This is a genomic window from Kribbella voronezhensis (assembly GCF_004365175.1).
GTDB lineage: Bacteria > Actinomycetota > Actinomycetes > Propionibacteriales > Kribbellaceae > Kribbella > Kribbella voronezhensis.
This window is the reverse complement of sequence record NZ_SOCE01000001.1, coordinates 4,950,205-4,965,421: the sequence shown is the minus strand read 5'-3', so window position 1 is coordinate 4,965,421 and position 15,217 is coordinate 4,950,205. Positions and strand designations below refer to the sequence as shown.

Genomic DNA, 15,217 nt, shown 5'->3' with positions numbered 1-15,217 from the left:
CGCAATCTACGCCGTTCGAGGGCTGTCCTGACGTCAGGTGAAGAGTTTTTCACCCCAGTAGGAGCCCGGAGTGACCCCGCCAGGACACGCGAAGATGCCGGAGCCGACGTGCCGGATGTACTCGTTCAGCTTGTCGGCCCGAGCGAGCTGCTGCTGGATCGGGACGAACTGCTTGCGCGGATCCCGCTGGTAGGCCAGGAAGAACAGCCCCGCGTCGAGCCGGCCGAGGCCGTCGGAGCCGTCCACGAAGTTGTACCCGCGGCGGAGCAACTCGGCACCCTTGTTGAACTGCGGATGCGCCAGCCGGACGTGCGAGTCGGCCGGCACCTTGAGCGAGCCGTCGGAGGTCTTGGCGTTGAAGTCGACCGCGTCGAACTCGTCCGCCTTGCCCAGCGGCGCCCCAGTGCCCTTGCCGCGGCCGATGATCTGCTCTTGCTCACCGAGCGACGTCCGGTCCCAGATCTCGATCGTCATCCGGATCCGCCGGGAGACCAGGTACGAGCCGCCGACCATCCAGTCCGGGCCGTCCTCGGGCTGCACCCAGAGCTGCTGCTCGAGCTTGTCGGTGTCCTCGAGCTTGAGGTTCGCCGTACCGTCCTTGAAGCCGAACAGGTTGCGTGGCGTGCTCTGCGCCCGGCTGGTCGACGAGGTCCGGCCGAAGCCGAGCTGGGAGTACCGGACGGCGACCGTGCCGAAGCCGATCCGGGCCAGGTTGCGGATCGCGTGCACCGCGACCTGCGGATCGTCCGAACAAGCCTGTACGGCGATGTCGCCGCCGCTCCGGTTCGGATCGAGGTCGTCCCCGATGAAGTGCGGCAGGTCCACCAGCGCGGCCGGCCGCTTCGCCTTGATCCCGAACCGGTCGTTGCCCTGGGCATCGACAAAGAAACTCGGGCCGAACCCGATGGTGATGGTCAGCCGGGCCGGCGGCAGGCCGACCGCCTCGCCGGTGTCCTCGGGCGGTGCCTCCCCCGGGCCGTTGACCGCGCCGTACTGGCCGATGTCGCGGCCGGCGGTCATCAGCGCGGCCGCGGCCGTCCACTCCTTCAGCAGGGCGATGACCGCTTCCCGCTTGGTCGCGGTGACATCGAAGGTCGCGAAGTGCAGCCGGTCCTGCGCCGGGGTGACGATGCCGGCCTGGTGCGGCCCGTGGAACTCGACCGGACCGGTGTTGTCCGCTGCCTGCGACTCCTCGCCCGACACCGCCGAGTGGACGACGTACCCGGCGACACCGGTCGCCACCGCCGCGCCCGCGGCACCGAACAGGCCGCGGCGCGAGATTCCCTTGCTGGATTCGGAAGTCATTTCTTCGCAATCACTCCGGCGACCTTGCTGACCGGCTCGGCCAGCGCGTCGACGACGGTGCCGAGCTGCTTCTTCTCGGCCTCGCTCGCGGTGTAGGGCTTGAAGCCGTCGGCCGTACGGTACTTGTCGAGCGCCGCGAAAACGGCCTTGAAGTCGGTGTCCAGGGTCGTGACGAGCGCGGCGTCCCGCTTCTGCAGCGCCGGGCGGAGGGCCTGGATCGCTGCCTGCGAGCCTTCGAGGTTGGCCTGGAAGTCCCACAGGTCGGTGTGCGAGTAGCGGTCCTCCTCACCGGTGACCTTGCCGGTGGCGACCTCGTCGAGCAGTTCCTTCGCGCCGTTGGCGAGCTGCAGCGGGGTCAGCTTCACGACCTTGGCCTTGGCGACCACCGTCTTCACGTCGGTCAGCAACTGGTCGGCGTACTTCGCCATCCCGGCGGTCGTGTTCTTCTCCCACAGCGCCTGCTCGATCCGGTGGTACCCGGTCCACTCGGTGCCCGGCTCCACGTCGTTGACGCGGGCGTCGATCTTCGGGTCCAGATCGCCGAACGACTCCGCGACCGGCTCGATCCGCTCCCAGTAGCTCCGCGAAACCGGGTACAGCGCCTTCGCCTTCGCGACGTCGCCCGCCTTGACCGCGGCGACGAAGTCGGTGGTCTTCTGCTCCAGCGCGATCGCCTGCGAGTTCACGTACCGCGAGTAGCTGTCGACGGCCTGCTTGAGGGCCGTGTCCTCGTCCACCTGGGCCGCTGCGGCGCCGGTGACGGTCAGGTCGCCGCGGATGCCGTCGCCGACCATGCCCGGCTTGCAGACGGCCTGGTACTTGCCGGTCGGCAGCTCGACGATCAGGTCGCGCTTGAGGCCCGGGCCGATGTTCTCGACCTCACCCATCACCCGGTCGCCGTCGGCGTACACGTAGAACTCGGTGACCTTGCTGCCGCCGTTGGCGACCGAGAACGTGTTGGTGCCCGACTTGACGTCGCTGCGGCTCAGCGAGCACTCCGAGTCGGTCGCCTTGACCGTCACCGGGCCGGTGCTGTCACCGGGCTGGGCCGCCGGGGTCTCCTTGGCGCAACCGGTCAGTGCAGCGAGCAGCAGTACTGCGCAGGCTGCGGTGGCACGGCGGGCCGTGATGGTGAACATTTCGAGGTCTCCTGGACAGGGTGAGGGGTGGAACAGGGCAGTTCAGGCCGCTTCGGCTGCCTTCGCGCGGACGGCGGGCGGCGTACTGCTCTTGACCGGGCGCAGGTAGAGCACCAGCACCGGGACGAGATAGGCCAGCCAGGCGATCGCTTCGATCACGGTGGGGGCCGGGCTGAAGTTGAAGATGCCCTTGAGGACGACGCCGTACCAGCTGTCCGGGGGGATCACGTGCGAGATGTCGAAGGCGAGGTTGTCCAGGCCGGGCAGGATGCCGGCCTCCTGCAGGTCGTGGAAGCCGTAGGCGAAGATGCCGGCCGCGACCAGGATCAAGATGGCGCCGGTGTAGTTGAAGAACGTGCCGAGGTTGATCTTGACCGCACCCTTGTAGATGCCGAAGCCGAGGCCGACCGCGACCGCGAGGCCGAGCAGCACGCCGATGAACGGCGTCGCCGTACTGGCGGTCGCCGCCGAGGCGTAGACGATGAACGCGGTCTCGATGCCCTCGCGGAAGACGGCGAGGAAGGCCAGCACGACGACGGCGCGCGAACCCACTTCGAGCGCGGCGCCCATCCGCTCGCGCAACTCCTTGGCGATCGTGCGGGACGCCTTGCGCATCCAGAAGATCATCCAGGTGACGAAGCCCACGGCGACGATCGACATCAGCCCGCCGATCGTCTCCTGGGTGGTGAACGACTTGGCCGTCAGCGCGGTGATGAACTGCAGCAGGGCCCAGCCGAGCGCCGCCACCCCGATCGCCGCGCCGACGCCGGCCCAGAGCAGCTTGAGCCGATCGCGGTGCCCGGACTTGACCAGGAAGGTGGCCAGGATGCTGACCACCAACGAGGCCTCGAGGCCTTCTCTCAGGCCGATCAGGAAGTTGGCGAGCATGGCGGAACTCCAGGGCATTAGGTACGGCTAACCTTCCGAAGGCTAGCCTAAGAACTCCCATTCGCCCACTGTGTCGTACGCCGCACCATGGCTCGGACCCTCACCGAGACGTGATGAAATCAACTCGATACGGTCCGCTGTCCACAACGGCCCCTCGTAGCCGTCGAAGATCCGGACCCAGCGCGCCACGTCCATCGGCTGCCGCAACCGGGCCAGGGTCAGGTGCGGGGTGAACTTCCGTCCATCCACCGTCACGCCGGCCTTGTTCGCCGCCGCGCGCGTGGTCATCGCCAGATGCGGCAACGCCTCCGAGGAGTCCCGTACGCCGGTCCACAGCACCCGCGCGTCCGCCACGCTCGGGAACGCCCCGCTCCCCCTGAGTTGCAGGTCGAACGGCTTCTGCCGCTTGGCCGCCGACTCCAGCCGCTCGGCCAACTCATCCGTCTTGTACTCCGGTACGTCGCCCAGGAACGCCAGGGTGATGTGCCAGTTCTCGTCCGCCGCCCACCGGATGTCGTCGTCCGGGAACGCCCGCCGCGGCTCCACGAATTCACTCAGATGTTCCACAACCTCCACCGACGGCACTACCGCCACAAACAATCGCATTCACCGAGCGTAGAGGTCCGGCCGGTTCTGCGGCGCCTGGATTACCGGTCACACTGGGGCATGGCGTCGATCGAGGCTGACGAGCGCAAGCTGCCGTCGCCGTGCGTGGTGGTGCTGGTCGGGCCGGGTGCCGCCGGGAAGTCGACCTGGGCGGCGGAGCGGTTCGCCGCCGACCTGATCGTGTCGAGCGATCGGTTGCGGGCGCTGGTCGGCGCGGGTGAGGACGATCTGGCCGCGAGTACCGACGCGTTCGCATTGCTGGAGGAAGTCGTCCGGCAGCGGATCGGGCGTGGTCTCACCACGGTCATCGACACGCTCGGTCTCGATCGGGAGCGCCGCCGGAACTGGCTCGGTCTGGCTCGCGAGCACGGGATGCCCTGCGTGGCTGTGGCGTTCGACACTCCTGCTGACGAATGCCGCCGGCGGAACCGGGAGCGGGCCAAACGGATCCCCGCCGACGTGCTCAGCTCGCAGTTGAAGAGCTGGTCAGCGGTGAAGAAGGAGTTGCCCGAAGAGGGGTACGACGAGATCCTCCGGCCGGCCGCGATCCGCGTAGTACCGGCTGTGTTCGTCGAGGCGACCGAGGCTGCGCGGCGGCCGGAGGAGGCGCCGGCGAAGCTGAAGTTCGGGTTGCAGCTGAGCAGCTACACGCACAAGGCCGGGCGTAAGACGACCGGCGAGTGGATCCGGGAGGTCGCGACCAAGGCCGAGGCGGCCGGGTTCGACGGCATCTACGTGATGGACCACTTCCGGCAGATCCCGCAGGTCGGGCGGGCCTGGGAGGACTTCCTGGAGAGCTGGACGACGCTGGCCTACCTCGCCGCCTGCACCGAGCGGATCCGGCTCGGCACGCTGGTCACCGGCATCACCTATCGCAACGTCGCTCACCTGGGGAAGATCGCCGCCACTCTCGATGTCCTCAGTGGCGGTCGGGCGGTCTGTGGTGTCGGGCTTGCCTGGTTCGAGGCCGAGCACAAGGCGTACGGCTGGGCGTTTCCGCCGGTGGGTGAGCGCTACGAGTTGCTCGAGGACGCGTTGCAGTTGCTGCCGGCGATATGGGGTCCGGGCAACAAACCGTTCCGGGGCAAGGTTCTCGACGTACCGGACACCACCTGCTACCCGCGTCCGTTGCAGGAGCACCTGCCCATCCTCGTCGGCGGCAGCGGCCAACGGACGCTGCGATTGGCCGCCCGGTACGCCGATGCGGCGAACGTCTTCGGCGACGCCGGCCAGGTGCGACAGCGGGCCGAGTACCTGAAGAAGCACTCGGTCGACCGCGAGCCGCCGACGCTGACCCATCTCTCGACAGCCCTTGTAGGTAAGGATCATCGGCACGTCGACGAGCTGGTCGAGCGGTTGAGACCACGCAACCAGGACCCGGCCCGCTACGCCGCCACGGTGAACGCCGGAACGGTTGCCGACCACATCGATCGCTTCCGGCACCTGGCCGAGGCCGGCGCAGCCGAGGTGATGATCAGCCTGCCGGACCTCGACGACGACCTGACCCCGATCGACACCCTCGCCGAGGTCATCGCCGCGTTCTAGTTGAGCTTGAGCGCGAGCAGGGCGTTCTCGATCAGCTCGGGCATGGCCGGGTGGATCCAGTACTGGCCGCGGGCCATCGGGTGGGCGTCGAGGCCGAAGCTCATCGCCTGGATGACCGGCTGGATCACCGTCGCCGCCTGCGGGCCGATCACGTGGCAGCCGAGAATCTGGCCGGTGTCGGGGTCGGCGAGGATCTTGGCGAAGCCGGTGGTGTCCTCCATCGCCCAGCCGTACGCGATATCGGCGTACGCCTCGCGGCCCACGACGTACCGGACGCCCTGCTCGATCGCCTGCTCCTCGGTGAGCCCCACCGCCGCCACCTGAGGCGAGCCGAAGACGGCGTGCGGCACGAACCGGTGATCGGACTCGATCCGGTCGTCGGGGTGCAGCAGGTTGTGCTGGACGACGCGCGCCTCGTGGTTGGCGACATGCTTCAACTGGTACGGCGAACAGAGGTCGCCGAGCGCGTAGATCCCCTCGACGGCCGTCTCCTGGAACTCGTCGACCACCACCCGGCCGTCGGACTCGAGCTTCACCCCGGTGGCCTCGACGTTGAGGACGTCCGAGTTCGGCGTCCGGCCGACGGCGATCAGCAACTCGTCGAACACGAACTCCTCCGCGCCGTCCGGGTGCAGCGTTTTGACGACGATGCCGTCGTGCCGGCGCCACACGTGCACGGTCTCGTGCAGCAACTTGACCGTGTACAGCTCCTGCGCGATCTCCGTGTAGCGCTGCGCGATCTCGCTGTCCTCGTGCCGCAGCAGCCGGTCCGATCGCGCGATCAGCGTGACGTCGACGCCGAGCGACGAGAAGATGTGGGCCGACTCGGCGGCGACGAAGCCGCTGCCGATGATGCCCAGCCGGCGCGGCAGTTCGTCGAGCCGCATGATCGTCTCGGAGGTGTGGAACCCGGTCTCCTCCAGCCCCGGGATGAACGGCACGATCGGCCGGCTGCCGGCGGCCAGCACGAAGCGGTCGGCCGTCAGGACCGCGGTGTCGCGGCTCCCGTTGGCCGTCACCGTGAGCTCCCGCTTGGCGGTGAACCGGCCGGTGCCGTGGTACAGCGTGACGTTCGCGTTGTTCGGGTGATGTTCGCGGTACTCCGCTCCACCGGCCGAGATCGGATCGATCCGGCCGAAGATCCGGTCCCGGATGTCCGGCCAGCGAACGCCGGTCAGCGTCTCGTCCACCCCGAGCCGCGAACTGTGCGACGGGACGGCGGCCAGATCGGCGGTGTGCACGAACATCTTGGTCGGGATGCAGCCCACGTTCAGGCAGGTGCCGCCGAAGACGCCCCGCTCGACGATCGCCACCTTCCGATCAGCGAACTGCTTCGTCACGATCGTGTTGCCCGAGCCGGTACCGACGACCACCAAGTCGTAATGAGTCACACCCCATTGTGCGCGTGTCACACAACCGGATGGTTCAGGCGACCCGGGGTTTCTGTTGCGGCGGGTCGGTCAAGGTGGCCTTCTCACCGAGCAGGTCGGTGGTCGGGGTGAGGATCTCCAGCCGGGGGCGCGGCAACAGGTGCGGGCGGATGGCCAGGCCGCGGCGGCGGGAGAAGTACAGCACCGACGCCGTCGTCCCGAGGATGGTCAGGCCGCCGCCGACGATCAGGGACCAGCGGGCGCCGAACTCCTGGCCGACCCAGCCGATGAACGGTGAGCCGATCGGCGTACCGCCCATCAGGACCGTCATGTAGAGCGCCATCACCCGGCCGCGCATGGTCGGCTCGATCCCGAGCTGCATCGTCGCGTTGGCGGCGGTCAGCATGGTCAGCGCGGTGAACCCGACCAGCGGCAGGACCACCGCGAAGGACAGGTACGTCGGCATCAGGCCGCTGATGATCACCATGCCGCCGAAGGCGAGCGCGGCTCCGATCACCAGGCGGCCCCTGGTCCGGACCCGGCGGGCCGCCAGCAGGGCGCCGGCGAGGGAACCGATCGCCAGGATTGAGCCGAGAATGCCGTACTCCCCCGCGCCCTTGTGGAAGGCACTCGTGGCCATCAGCGCGGACGTCATCTGGAAGTTCAGCCCGAAGGTGCCGGCGAAGAACACCGCGACGAGGACCATCATCAGGTCGGGGCGGCGCCACAGGTAGCGCATGCCGTCCCGGATCATGCCCTTCTCGCGGGCGGCCACCTTGGGTGTGTGCAGTTCGTTGGAGCGCATCAGGTGCAGCGACAGGATCACCGCCGCGTAGCTGAGCCCGTTGATGATGATCACCGGGCCGGTACCGATCCAGTGGATCAGCAGGCCGGCCAGGCCGGGGCCGATCAGACGCGCCGCGTTGAAGGACGCCGAGTTCAGCCCGACGGCGTTGGAGAGCTCGTCCTTGCCGACCATCTCGACGACGAACGCCTGCCGGGTCGGCGCGTCGAACGCCGTCCCGATTCCGAACAGGAAGGCGAGCGCGTAGACGTGCCAGGTCTGGACCAGGCCGGTCACCGTCATCGTGCCGAGGATCAGCGCGATCGCGCCCATCGCCACCTGGGTGATGGTCAGCACCTTGCGCTTGGGGAAGCGGTCGGCGATCAGACCGGCGTACGGCGAGATCAGCAGGGCGGGGAGGAACTGGAGGCCGGTGACGATCCCCAGGGCGGTGCCGGAGTGGGTCAGCTCCAGGACCAGCCAGTCCTGGGCGACGCGCTGCATCCAGGTGCCGATGTTGGAGACGATGGCGCCGGAGGCGTAGAGCCGGAAGTTACGAACGTGAAATGCGCGGAAGGTCGGGCTCATGTGGCCGCCAGCCGCTCTAGGACAGGTGCTGCCTTGCGCAGGATGTCGCGCTCCTCAGGGGTCAGTTTCTTCAGCTTGGTCTGCAGCCACTCGTCGCGCCGCCGCCGGTTGGCGTGCAGCAAGGCGTGCGCGGACTCGGTCAGCTCGACCACGATCTGGCGTTTGTCGGTGTCGTGCGGGCGGCGGGCCACCAGGCCGGCCTCCTCCATGTTCGACACGATCCGCGTCATCGACGGCGGCTTGACCTGCTCGTGCGCGGCCAGCTCACCGATCGTCATCGCGTCGTGTTTGCCCAGCGCACCGAGCACGCCGAGCTGGTTGGCGGTCAGATCCACGCCCTCCACCCGCTGCCGCCGGATCTGCCGGGACAGCCGCAGCGTGGACGACCTGAGCGCGCTCGCCAGGCCGACGTCACTCTTCACCTGCTGAGCTACGACTTCGGGCATACCGTTAGCTTAGCTCATTACCTTTGCTAACAAAAATAAGTTACCAGGATGCGGACTCCGCGGTAACCGGGGCGGCGCATTAGGGTCTGCGGTCATGGCGACATCTGCGGAGTTGGCTCGGTACGAGCAGCGGTTCCGGCGGGCGGGGCTGCCGTTGTTCATCGAGGACTTCTCGCCGACGCACGACATCTTCACCCGGGCGACCCCACTGCTCGGCTTCGTCTTCCTCGCGGAGATGCTCGGCGCGACCTCGCTGAAGTGGCCGTTCTGGGTCAACCTGTTCGCCGTCCTCGGCGGCCTGGCGGTACTGATCGGCGGTTTCGCCGTCCTCAACCGGCTCCGCGGCCGCCCGTGGTGGTCCCTCCCGTCCCGCTTCGGTACGCCGGAACTGGCCACCTTCGTCCTGCTCCCGGCCCTCCTGCCGGTTTTGTCGGAGTTCCAGTTCACCCAGTTCCTCGGCGTTGCCGTCAGCAACCTGGTGCTGATCGGCCTGGTGTACGCCGTGGTCGGCTACGGCCTGATCGGTACGACGGTGTGGGGGCTGCAGCGGCTCGGCTCGGAGCTGGCGAGTTCGGTGGCGAGCCTGGTCCGGGCCTTGCCGCTGCTGCTGGTGTTCTCGCTGGTGCTGTTCATGACCGCCGACATGTGGCAGGTGTTCGCCGGCATGCCGACGGCCTTCATCGTCTTCGTGGGCGTCGCCTTCGCCCTGATCAGCAACCTCTTCCTGGTCCTGCGACTGCCGCAGGAGCTGGACCGGATCGAGCACGACGCCGCCGCCGGTCCGCCGCTGCGCCGGCTGCAACGGCTGAACCTCTCCATCAGCCTGATGATCCGCCAGTGGATGCAGGTCCTGGTGGTCAGCAGCGGCGTCGGGCTCTTCTTTGTCGCCTTCGGTCTGCTCGCGATCAGCCGGCACGTGTACGAACTGTGGGGCATCAGTCCGGGCAACTGGTCACACGAGTTCGTCCTGCTGGACCACCCGCTGCTGCTCAGCGCGACCCTGGTGAAGGTCGCGTCCGGCATCGCGATCTTCACCGGCCTCTACTACTCGATCTCGCTGATGACCGACGCCACCTACCGCACCGAGTTCCTCGACAACGTCACCGCCGAACTCCGCGACCTGTTCACCGACCGCACGCGGTACCTGGCTCTGCGTGCCGAACTCCACGAAGCTACTTCAGCGCATCCTTGAAGAACTGCAACTGGTGGTGCATGAGACCTGCCACGGTCGCCTCGTCGGTCGGCCGGTGACCAGCACCTGACAGCGGTAGCACCTGATGTGGGCGACCGGCCGCCAGCAGGGCCGCCGAGAACCGCAGGGTGTGAGCAGCCACCACATTGTCGTCAGCGAGACCGTGCACCAGCAGCAGCGGCCGGGAGAGCTTCGCCGCATCCGTGATCGGCGACGATCGGTCGTAGTCCTCCGGGTGCTCATCCGGATGCCCCAGGAACCGCTCGCGCCAGTGGGTGTCATAGAGCCGCTGGTCGCTCGGGCCCGCTCCGGAGATCCCGGCATGGAAGACATCCGGCCTCCGCAGTACGGCGGCTGCCGCCAGGGTTCCCCCGTAGCTCCAGCCCATGATGCCGACCCTGGTCAGGTCGAGATCCGGGCAGTGCTCCGCGGCCGCGTGCAACGCCGTGACCTGGTCCTCGATCGGCGCCGACAAGGTGTCGTGGTGCACCGTCTTCTCCCAGACCGGGCCGCGCCCCGGCGTACCGCGTCCGTCCGCGATCACCACCGCGAACCCCGCCTCGGCGTACCACTGGGCGCTGGCGAACCACCAGCCGCTGACCCGCAACACGATCGCCATCGCGGGACCGGCGTACGGCGCCATCAGGACCGGGAGAGGCCGGTCCCCGGGCTGGTACCAGGAGGGCAGGAGCAGCGCCGTACGGATCTCTCGCTCGCCTGCCCTCAACCAGGTGATCCGGGGCGTGAGCACGGATTCCGCGGCGCGTGAGGTGATCGTCTGATCGGGCCGGCCTTCCCGGCGTACGACGAACGATCGGCCGGCCTCGGTGTTCGAGGTCAGCAGGAGAGTGCCGTCGGCCCGGCTACCCGAGTGGAAACCCGGGCCGTCGCTCAGTTGCCGCAGGCCCGTTTCGTCGTACAGCCACAGGTGGCACTCGGTCGGCTCGTCGTTCGCTTCGAACAGCACCGCTTCGCCCGAGACCTCGAGGACCGTGCGGACCTGTAGGCCTGCCGGGGACACCGGCTTGCCGTCGATTGTCAGTCGGCGGGTCTCGCCCTCATCCGCGGTGTGGACGAGCTTGCCCGAGGCCGTGCGCGCCGGCGTACCGGCGATGATCTCCACCCAGGCGGGATCCCGCTGCTCGTGCAGTAGCTGTGTCTGCCCGGTCTCGGGGTCGGCTGCCAGGACTCGAAGGACTCGTTGATCGCGGGACTGCACGCTGAGCAGCGGCCCGTGCACGTCCCAGTTGGCCGAGACCAGATACTCGTACGCCGTCCGGTCCCACGCGATCTCCACCGACTTGCCGGCCAGGTCGAAGGCGTGCAGGGAGACCAACGCGTTCGGCGTACCGGCTGCCGGGTAGGGGATCTCGCGAGGCGGCCGGGACGGGTTGGCGGGGTCGGCGATCCACCAGCGGTGCACCGGCGTCTGGTCGACTCTTGCCGCAAGCAACGAAGTGCCGCCGGGCGACCACCAGTGACCACGGCTGCGGCCCATCGACTCCGACGCGACGTGCTCTGCGAGTCCCCAGCTGACCTCCCGACTCTCGTCGACGGCCAGCAGCTGATCATTGCCATCAGCAAGCTCTACTACGCGCAGTGCACGGTCCGTCACATAGGCGACGCGACGGCCAGTCGGGTCGAGTCGAGGATCCACGACCGGGCCTGCGGTCTGGACCCGCTTCGGCTTGGTGTCTTCGAGGTTGAGTGCCCAGAGATCGCCGTTGAGCGCGAAGACGACCGTGCGCAGTGCGGAGTCGGCGCTGTAGCCGACGATGCCGGACCCGCTTTGCCGGGTTCGCTCCCGGCGGATCAGCTCCGCCGGCGGAATGGGGCCGTCGGCACCGAGTTCGTCGGGTGCGACCAGGAGCCGCTCGCCGCCGTCGTCGAGGATCCAAAGGCAACCGGTCCGGTCCTCGGGACCGCGACTGCGGAGGAAGAGGAGCCGGCGACCGTCCGGTGACAGCGAGAACGAGGTCGGCAGGCCGAGGGTGAAGCGCGCTGTTCGCGCTGACTGGGCAGGGAATCCGTTGATGTCCATAAGCGAGATCCTGGGCTGCCTATCAGCTGAAACTTCAGGGATGGAAGAGGCCCGGTGCTCGACGCGGTGGAAGCGGAGCGGAAGTGGGCTGATCGGAGAACCCGACGACAGTCATTCTAGCAACCGTCGAGCTGTGGCGAGCGAGCGGGCCCCGGGAAGCGCTGACTCCCCGAGGCCCGGCGACGTCAGGTGAGCCAGTCGCCCAGGGGGCCGATGGCGAAGTAGATGACGAACAGGGCAGAGACGACCCACATCAGCGGGTGGATCTGGCGCGCCTTGCCGCGGACCACCTTGAGCAGCACGTAGGAGACGAAACCGGCACCGATACCGGCGGAGATCGAGTACGTGAACGGCATCAGGATGATGGTCAGGAAGGCCGGGATCGCGACCTCGAGGTCGTCGAAGTCGATCCCCTTCACCTGCGTCATCATCAGGAAGCCGACCAGCACCAGAGCCGGCGTGGCCGCCTCGTACGGCACCAGCGTGACCAGCGGCGCGACCACCATCGAGATCAGGAAGCACACCCCGGTCACGACACTGGCCAGCCCGGTCCGCGCTCCCTCACCGACCCCGGAGGCGGATTCGATGTACGACGTGTTGCTGGACACCGAGGCCGCTCCACCGGCGGCGGCCGCGATGCTGTCGACGATCAGGATGCGCTGCGCGTTCGGCGGCGTACCGTCCTCGTCGAGCAGGCCCGCCTCCGCGCCGATCGCGGTCATCGTGCCCATCGTGTCGAAGAAGTCCGCCAGCATCAGCGTGAAGATCAGCAGTAGCGCCGAGACCACGCCGACCTTGTCGAACGAGCCGAACAGGTTGAACTCGCCGATCGTGTCCAGGTTCGGTTTGGTGAACCAGTTGTCCGGCAGCTTCGGCACGCTCAGGCCCCAGCCACCCGGGTTGTCGTTGGTCCGGCCGCCGACGTCGAAGATCGCCTCCACCCCGATCGCCAGCACGGTCGCCGCGAGGATGCCGATCAGGATCGCGCCCTTGATCTTGCGCGCGTACAGGGTGATGACGAGGATCAGGCCGACCACGAACACCAGCACCGGCCAGCCCCGAAGGTTGCCGCCGACACCCAACTCCACCGGCGGCCCGCCGGCCGCCGCGGGGCGCCGTACGAAGCCTGCGTCGATCACCCCGATGAACGCGATGAACAGGCCGATGCCGACGCTGATCGCGATCTTCAGCTGCAACGGCACCGCCTCGAAGACCGCTCGGCGGAACCCGGTCAGCACCAGGACCAAGATGATGATGCCCTCGATCACGACCAGGCCCATCGCGTCGGCCCAGGTCATCTTGGTCGCGACGCTGAAGGCGATGAACGCGTTCAGCCCGAGCCCGGTGGCCAGCGCGAGCGGGAAGTTCGCGACCACGCCCATCAAGATGGTGACGACGCCCGCCACCAGCGCGGTGGCGACCGCGACCTTGGCGATCGCGGCGACCGGGTCGGTGCCGCCACCGACGTACTGGCCGGTGCCGTCCTTGACGGTGCCGATGATCAACGGGTTCAGCACGACGATGTAGGCCATCGTGAAGAACGTGACCAGTCCGCCGCGGAGTTCGCGGCCGAGCGTCGACCCACGCTCACTGATCTTGAAGAAGGAGTCGAGCCGGTGTGCTGGGAATTTGGCTGACCTGGAGCGGGCTGTGGCAGCCTCTGGCGAACTCATGCCCCGAATGGTGCCAGTTCCTACCGGCCGGTTGCGAGCACCTTCGGGAAAAGCTTTGGAGCTAAGGTGGAGGGGTGGCAGAGGAGAACGAGGCGTCGGTCTCGAAGAAGCGGACCGACCCGACCAGTCAGCTGGCCCGGGGTGAGTTGATGCACGCCGACGTGAAGCCACTGGATCTGTCCGGCATCCCGACCGTGATCTTCGGCATCGTCGCCTGGGCGGTCGCGTTCGTCGTCGTACTGATCTTCCGGTCCGAGCTGAAGAAGAACGGCGACGAGTGGTGGCTGTGGGTCACCGTGGCCGGCTTCGGGCTGGGCTGGATCGGCCTGGCCTACTGCCGGCGCCGCTGGGCCGCCATCCAGGCGGGCCACCGCCCGGAACAGGAAGACTGAGCTCGCCTAGTAGTTCGCGGTTGCTTCCGCTGCGATTTCCTCGGCGGTCGGCATCGGGATCTCGTCGTCCTCGGCAGAGGACGCTTCGACCTCGTCGTCCGACGGGGGCTCGGCAGCGGCCTCGACCTCAGCCTGAACGGCGTCGGCCTCATCGGTCGCTTCCTGTACTACGTCCGCCTCGTCCTGTACTACGTCTGGCTCGTCCTGTACTCCGTCTGCCTCGGCGACGGTCTCCATTGCCAGGTCGTCGTAGCCGGTGGTGTCGAAGGCGTGCTCCGTCGACGGGTGGTCCGGTGCGTCGATGACGACGTCCGAGTGCGCCCCGCAGCCGTAGTCGTAGGACACGATCCGGCCGTCACCGGGCGCCATCTCGTTCGCGCAGGCGCCGAAAGCCTGGCCGAGGCTGTCGTTCAGACGGATCCAGTACCCGCAGGAGTAGCACTTGTACGGCACGGCCTGGGCGATCGCGGAGCTCGGACCGAAGTCCCCGGCGTACCAGCGCTCAGCCGCCTCTTCACGGCCTTCCTGCGAGAGCACGCGCTCGCGACCCAGGCCGAGCTCCTCGACGACGGCCAGTACGTCGTCCGGTGCGCCGGTGTCGGTGAAGCCGGGCTCGAGCCGCGGGTCGTCGGGCAGAGTCGGGAACAGGTCGCCCGGGCGCAGGTCGCCCGGCTGGACGCGCTCCGACCACGGCACCCACTCCGGCGCGACGATCGCCTCGTCGCCCGGCAGCATCACGACCTCGTTGACGGTGACCGTCTTGGCGCGCGAAGCGCGGGTCACCGTGACCGCCCAGCGCCAGCCCCGGTAGCCCGGGTGGGTGGAGGCGAAGTAGTGGGTGACGAGGCGCTCACCTTCGACCAGATGACCGAGGTGCTCGCCGACCTGGGCAGCGCCCGCCTCGGCGATCGCCGCCTCACGGGCAGGTTCGACAGCCGCGACGCAGATGGCGTCGGGCTTGGCGCGGACCGGTTCCGGAGTCTTGACGGGAGTCACAATCGGTCATTCTCGCACGCCCGCGGGACTGACTCGAACTGTGATCCACACCGACGTTCCGCGGTTGTCCACACAGTTCCGCGCCGCACCTGCGCTGTGTCCCCGCCACAAGGCAGGATGGGTGTATGGAAAGCCCAGACCCCGCGGCCAGCCGGCGCCCCGAGCACCCCCGGCGCCCACCCGCGACCTCGGGCACCAACCCCAGCGGGCAGCCGCAAAGCGGTGGTACCAAAGGCGGACCGTCGAGCGACG

12 protein-coding genes and 1 pseudogene are annotated in these 15,217 nt (G+C 68.2%); 3 read left to right on the top strand and 10 right to left on the bottom strand.

The window, feature by feature from the left end; genetic code table 11:
• Positions 1–33: 33 nt before the first annotated feature.
• From efeB to thpR, 4 genes are read right to left on the bottom strand one after another with little or no spacing between them, the layout of a single operon-like run.
• Complete coding sequence (efeB, locus tag EV138_RS23215; RefSeq protein ID WP_133980899.1) at positions 34–1,305, bottom strand: iron uptake transporter deferrochelatase/peroxidase subunit; 1,272 nt, start codon at positions 1,303–1,305, stop codon at positions 34–36.
• Positions 1,302–2,444 carry an iron uptake system protein EfeO gene (gene efeO, locus EV138_RS23210; RefSeq protein ID WP_133980898.1) on the bottom strand — a complete coding sequence of 381 codons (1,143 nt, stop codon included), beginning with the start codon at positions 2,442–2,444 and terminating at the stop codon, positions 1,302–1,304. The genes efeB and efeO overlap by 4 nt, the downstream gene beginning before the upstream one ends.
• 42 nt (positions 2,445–2,486) lie before the next feature.
• Positions 2,487–3,332 (bottom strand): iron uptake transporter permease EfeU, encoded by an 846-nt coding sequence (gene efeU, locus EV138_RS23205; RefSeq protein WP_133980897.1) that lies wholly within the window; start codon positions 3,330–3,332, stop codon positions 2,487–2,489.
• 42 nt (positions 3,333–3,374) lie between these two features.
• A complete protein-coding gene (thpR, locus tag EV138_RS23200; protein WP_133980896.1) occupies positions 3,375–3,938 on the bottom strand; it encodes an RNA 2',3'-cyclic phosphodiesterase in 564 nt (187 codons plus the stop codon).
• 60 nt (positions 3,939–3,998) lie between these two features.
• Here thpR and EV138_RS23195 point away from each other — a divergent pair, with 60 nt between their 5' ends.
• Positions 3,999–5,483 (top strand): LLM class flavin-dependent oxidoreductase, encoded by a 1,485-nt coding sequence (locus EV138_RS23195; RefSeq protein ID WP_166678659.1) that lies wholly within the window; start codon positions 3,999–4,001, stop codon positions 5,481–5,483.
• On the opposite strand, the gene EV138_RS23190 is transcribed toward EV138_RS23195, so the two are convergent.
• The 3 genes from EV138_RS23190 to EV138_RS23180 are packed head-to-tail and all read right to left on the bottom strand — an operon-like array spanning position 5,480 to position 8,671.
• Positions 5,480–6,874, bottom strand: a complete 1,395-nt coding sequence (locus EV138_RS23190) for a mycothione reductase (RefSeq protein ID WP_133980895.1) — start codon at positions 6,872–6,874, stop codon at positions 5,480–5,482. The genes EV138_RS23195 and EV138_RS23190 overlap by 4 nt on opposite strands.
• 34 nt (positions 6,875–6,908) lie before the next feature.
• Entirely contained in the window at positions 6,909–8,225 is a 1,317-nt protein-coding gene (locus tag EV138_RS23185) for an MFS transporter (RefSeq protein WP_133980894.1), read from the bottom strand.
• Entirely contained in the window at positions 8,222–8,671 is a 450-nt protein-coding gene (locus EV138_RS23180; RefSeq protein WP_133980893.1) for a MarR family winged helix-turn-helix transcriptional regulator, read from the bottom strand. Before EV138_RS23180 ends, EV138_RS23185 begins: the two co-directional genes overlap by 4 nt.
• A 94-nt stretch (positions 8,672–8,765) precedes the next feature.
• Here EV138_RS23180 and EV138_RS23175 point away from each other — a divergent pair, with 94 nt between their 5' ends.
• Positions 8,766–9,863 carry a hypothetical protein gene (locus tag EV138_RS23175; protein WP_133980892.1) on the top strand — a complete coding sequence of 366 codons (1,098 nt, stop codon included), beginning with the start codon at positions 8,766–8,768 and terminating at the stop codon, positions 9,861–9,863.
• Here EV138_RS23175 and EV138_RS23170 read toward each other — a convergent pair.
• Positions 9,844–11,904 (bottom strand): prolyl oligopeptidase family serine peptidase, encoded by a 2,061-nt coding sequence (locus tag EV138_RS23170; RefSeq protein ID WP_133980891.1) that lies wholly within the window; start codon positions 11,902–11,904, stop codon positions 9,844–9,846. The two genes, EV138_RS23175 and EV138_RS23170, sit on opposite strands and share 20 nt — an antisense overlap.
• Positions 11,905–12,089: 185 nt before the next feature.
• Entirely contained in the window at positions 12,090–13,577 is a 1,488-nt protein-coding gene (locus tag EV138_RS23165; protein WP_133980890.1) for an NCS2 family permease, read from the bottom strand.
• A gap of 74 nt (positions 13,578–13,651) precedes the next feature.
• Between EV138_RS23165 and EV138_RS23160 the strand changes: the two genes are divergently transcribed.
• A complete protein-coding gene (locus tag EV138_RS23160; RefSeq protein WP_133980889.1) occupies positions 13,652–13,969 on the top strand; it encodes a DUF2530 domain-containing protein in 318 nt (105 codons plus the stop codon).
• 231 nt (positions 13,970–14,200) lie between these two features.
• Here EV138_RS23160 and EV138_RS23155 read toward each other — a convergent pair.
• Positions 14,201–14,965 (bottom strand): annotated as a pseudogene (locus EV138_RS23155) (DUF3027 domain-containing protein); the annotation flags it as partial.
• Positions 14,966–15,217: the final 252 nt, after the last annotated feature.

Excerpts from the sequence above, each read along its gene's own strand:
- EV138_RS23165 (WP_133980890.1), bottom strand. The coding sequence starts at position 13,577 with ATGAGTTCGCCAGAGGCTGCCACAGCCCGCTCCAGGTCAGCCAAATTC.
- EV138_RS23185 (WP_133980894.1), bottom strand. The coding sequence starts at position 8,225 with ATGAGCCCGACCTTCCGCGCATTTCACGTTCGTAACTTCCGGCTCTAC.
- EV138_RS23175 (WP_133980892.1), top strand. The coding sequence starts at position 8,766 with ATGGCGACATCTGCGGAGTTGGCTCGGTACGAGCAGCGGTTCCGGCGG.
- efeO (WP_133980898.1), bottom strand. The coding sequence starts at position 2,444 with ATGTTCACCATCACGGCCCGCCGTGCCACCGCAGCCTGCGCAGTACTG.
- EV138_RS23170 (WP_133980891.1), bottom strand. The coding sequence starts at position 11,904 with ATGGACATCAACGGATTCCCTGCCCAGTCAGCGCGAACAGCGCGCTTC.
- EV138_RS23195 (WP_166678659.1), top strand. The coding sequence starts at position 3,999 with ATGGCGTCGATCGAGGCTGACGAGCGCAAGCTGCCGTCGCCGTGCGTG.
- efeB (WP_133980899.1), bottom strand. The coding sequence starts at position 1,305 with ATGACTTCCGAATCCAGCAAGGGAATCTCGCGCCGCGGCCTGTTCGGT.
- EV138_RS23180 (WP_133980893.1), bottom strand. The coding sequence starts at position 8,671 with ATGCCCGAAGTCGTAGCTCAGCAGGTGAAGAGTGACGTCGGCCTGGCG.
- thpR (WP_133980896.1), bottom strand. The coding sequence starts at position 3,938 with ATGCGATTGTTTGTGGCGGTAGTGCCGTCGGTGGAGGTTGTGGAACAT.
- efeU (WP_133980897.1), bottom strand. The coding sequence starts at position 3,332 with ATGCTCGCCAACTTCCTGATCGGCCTGAGAGAAGGCCTCGAGGCCTCG.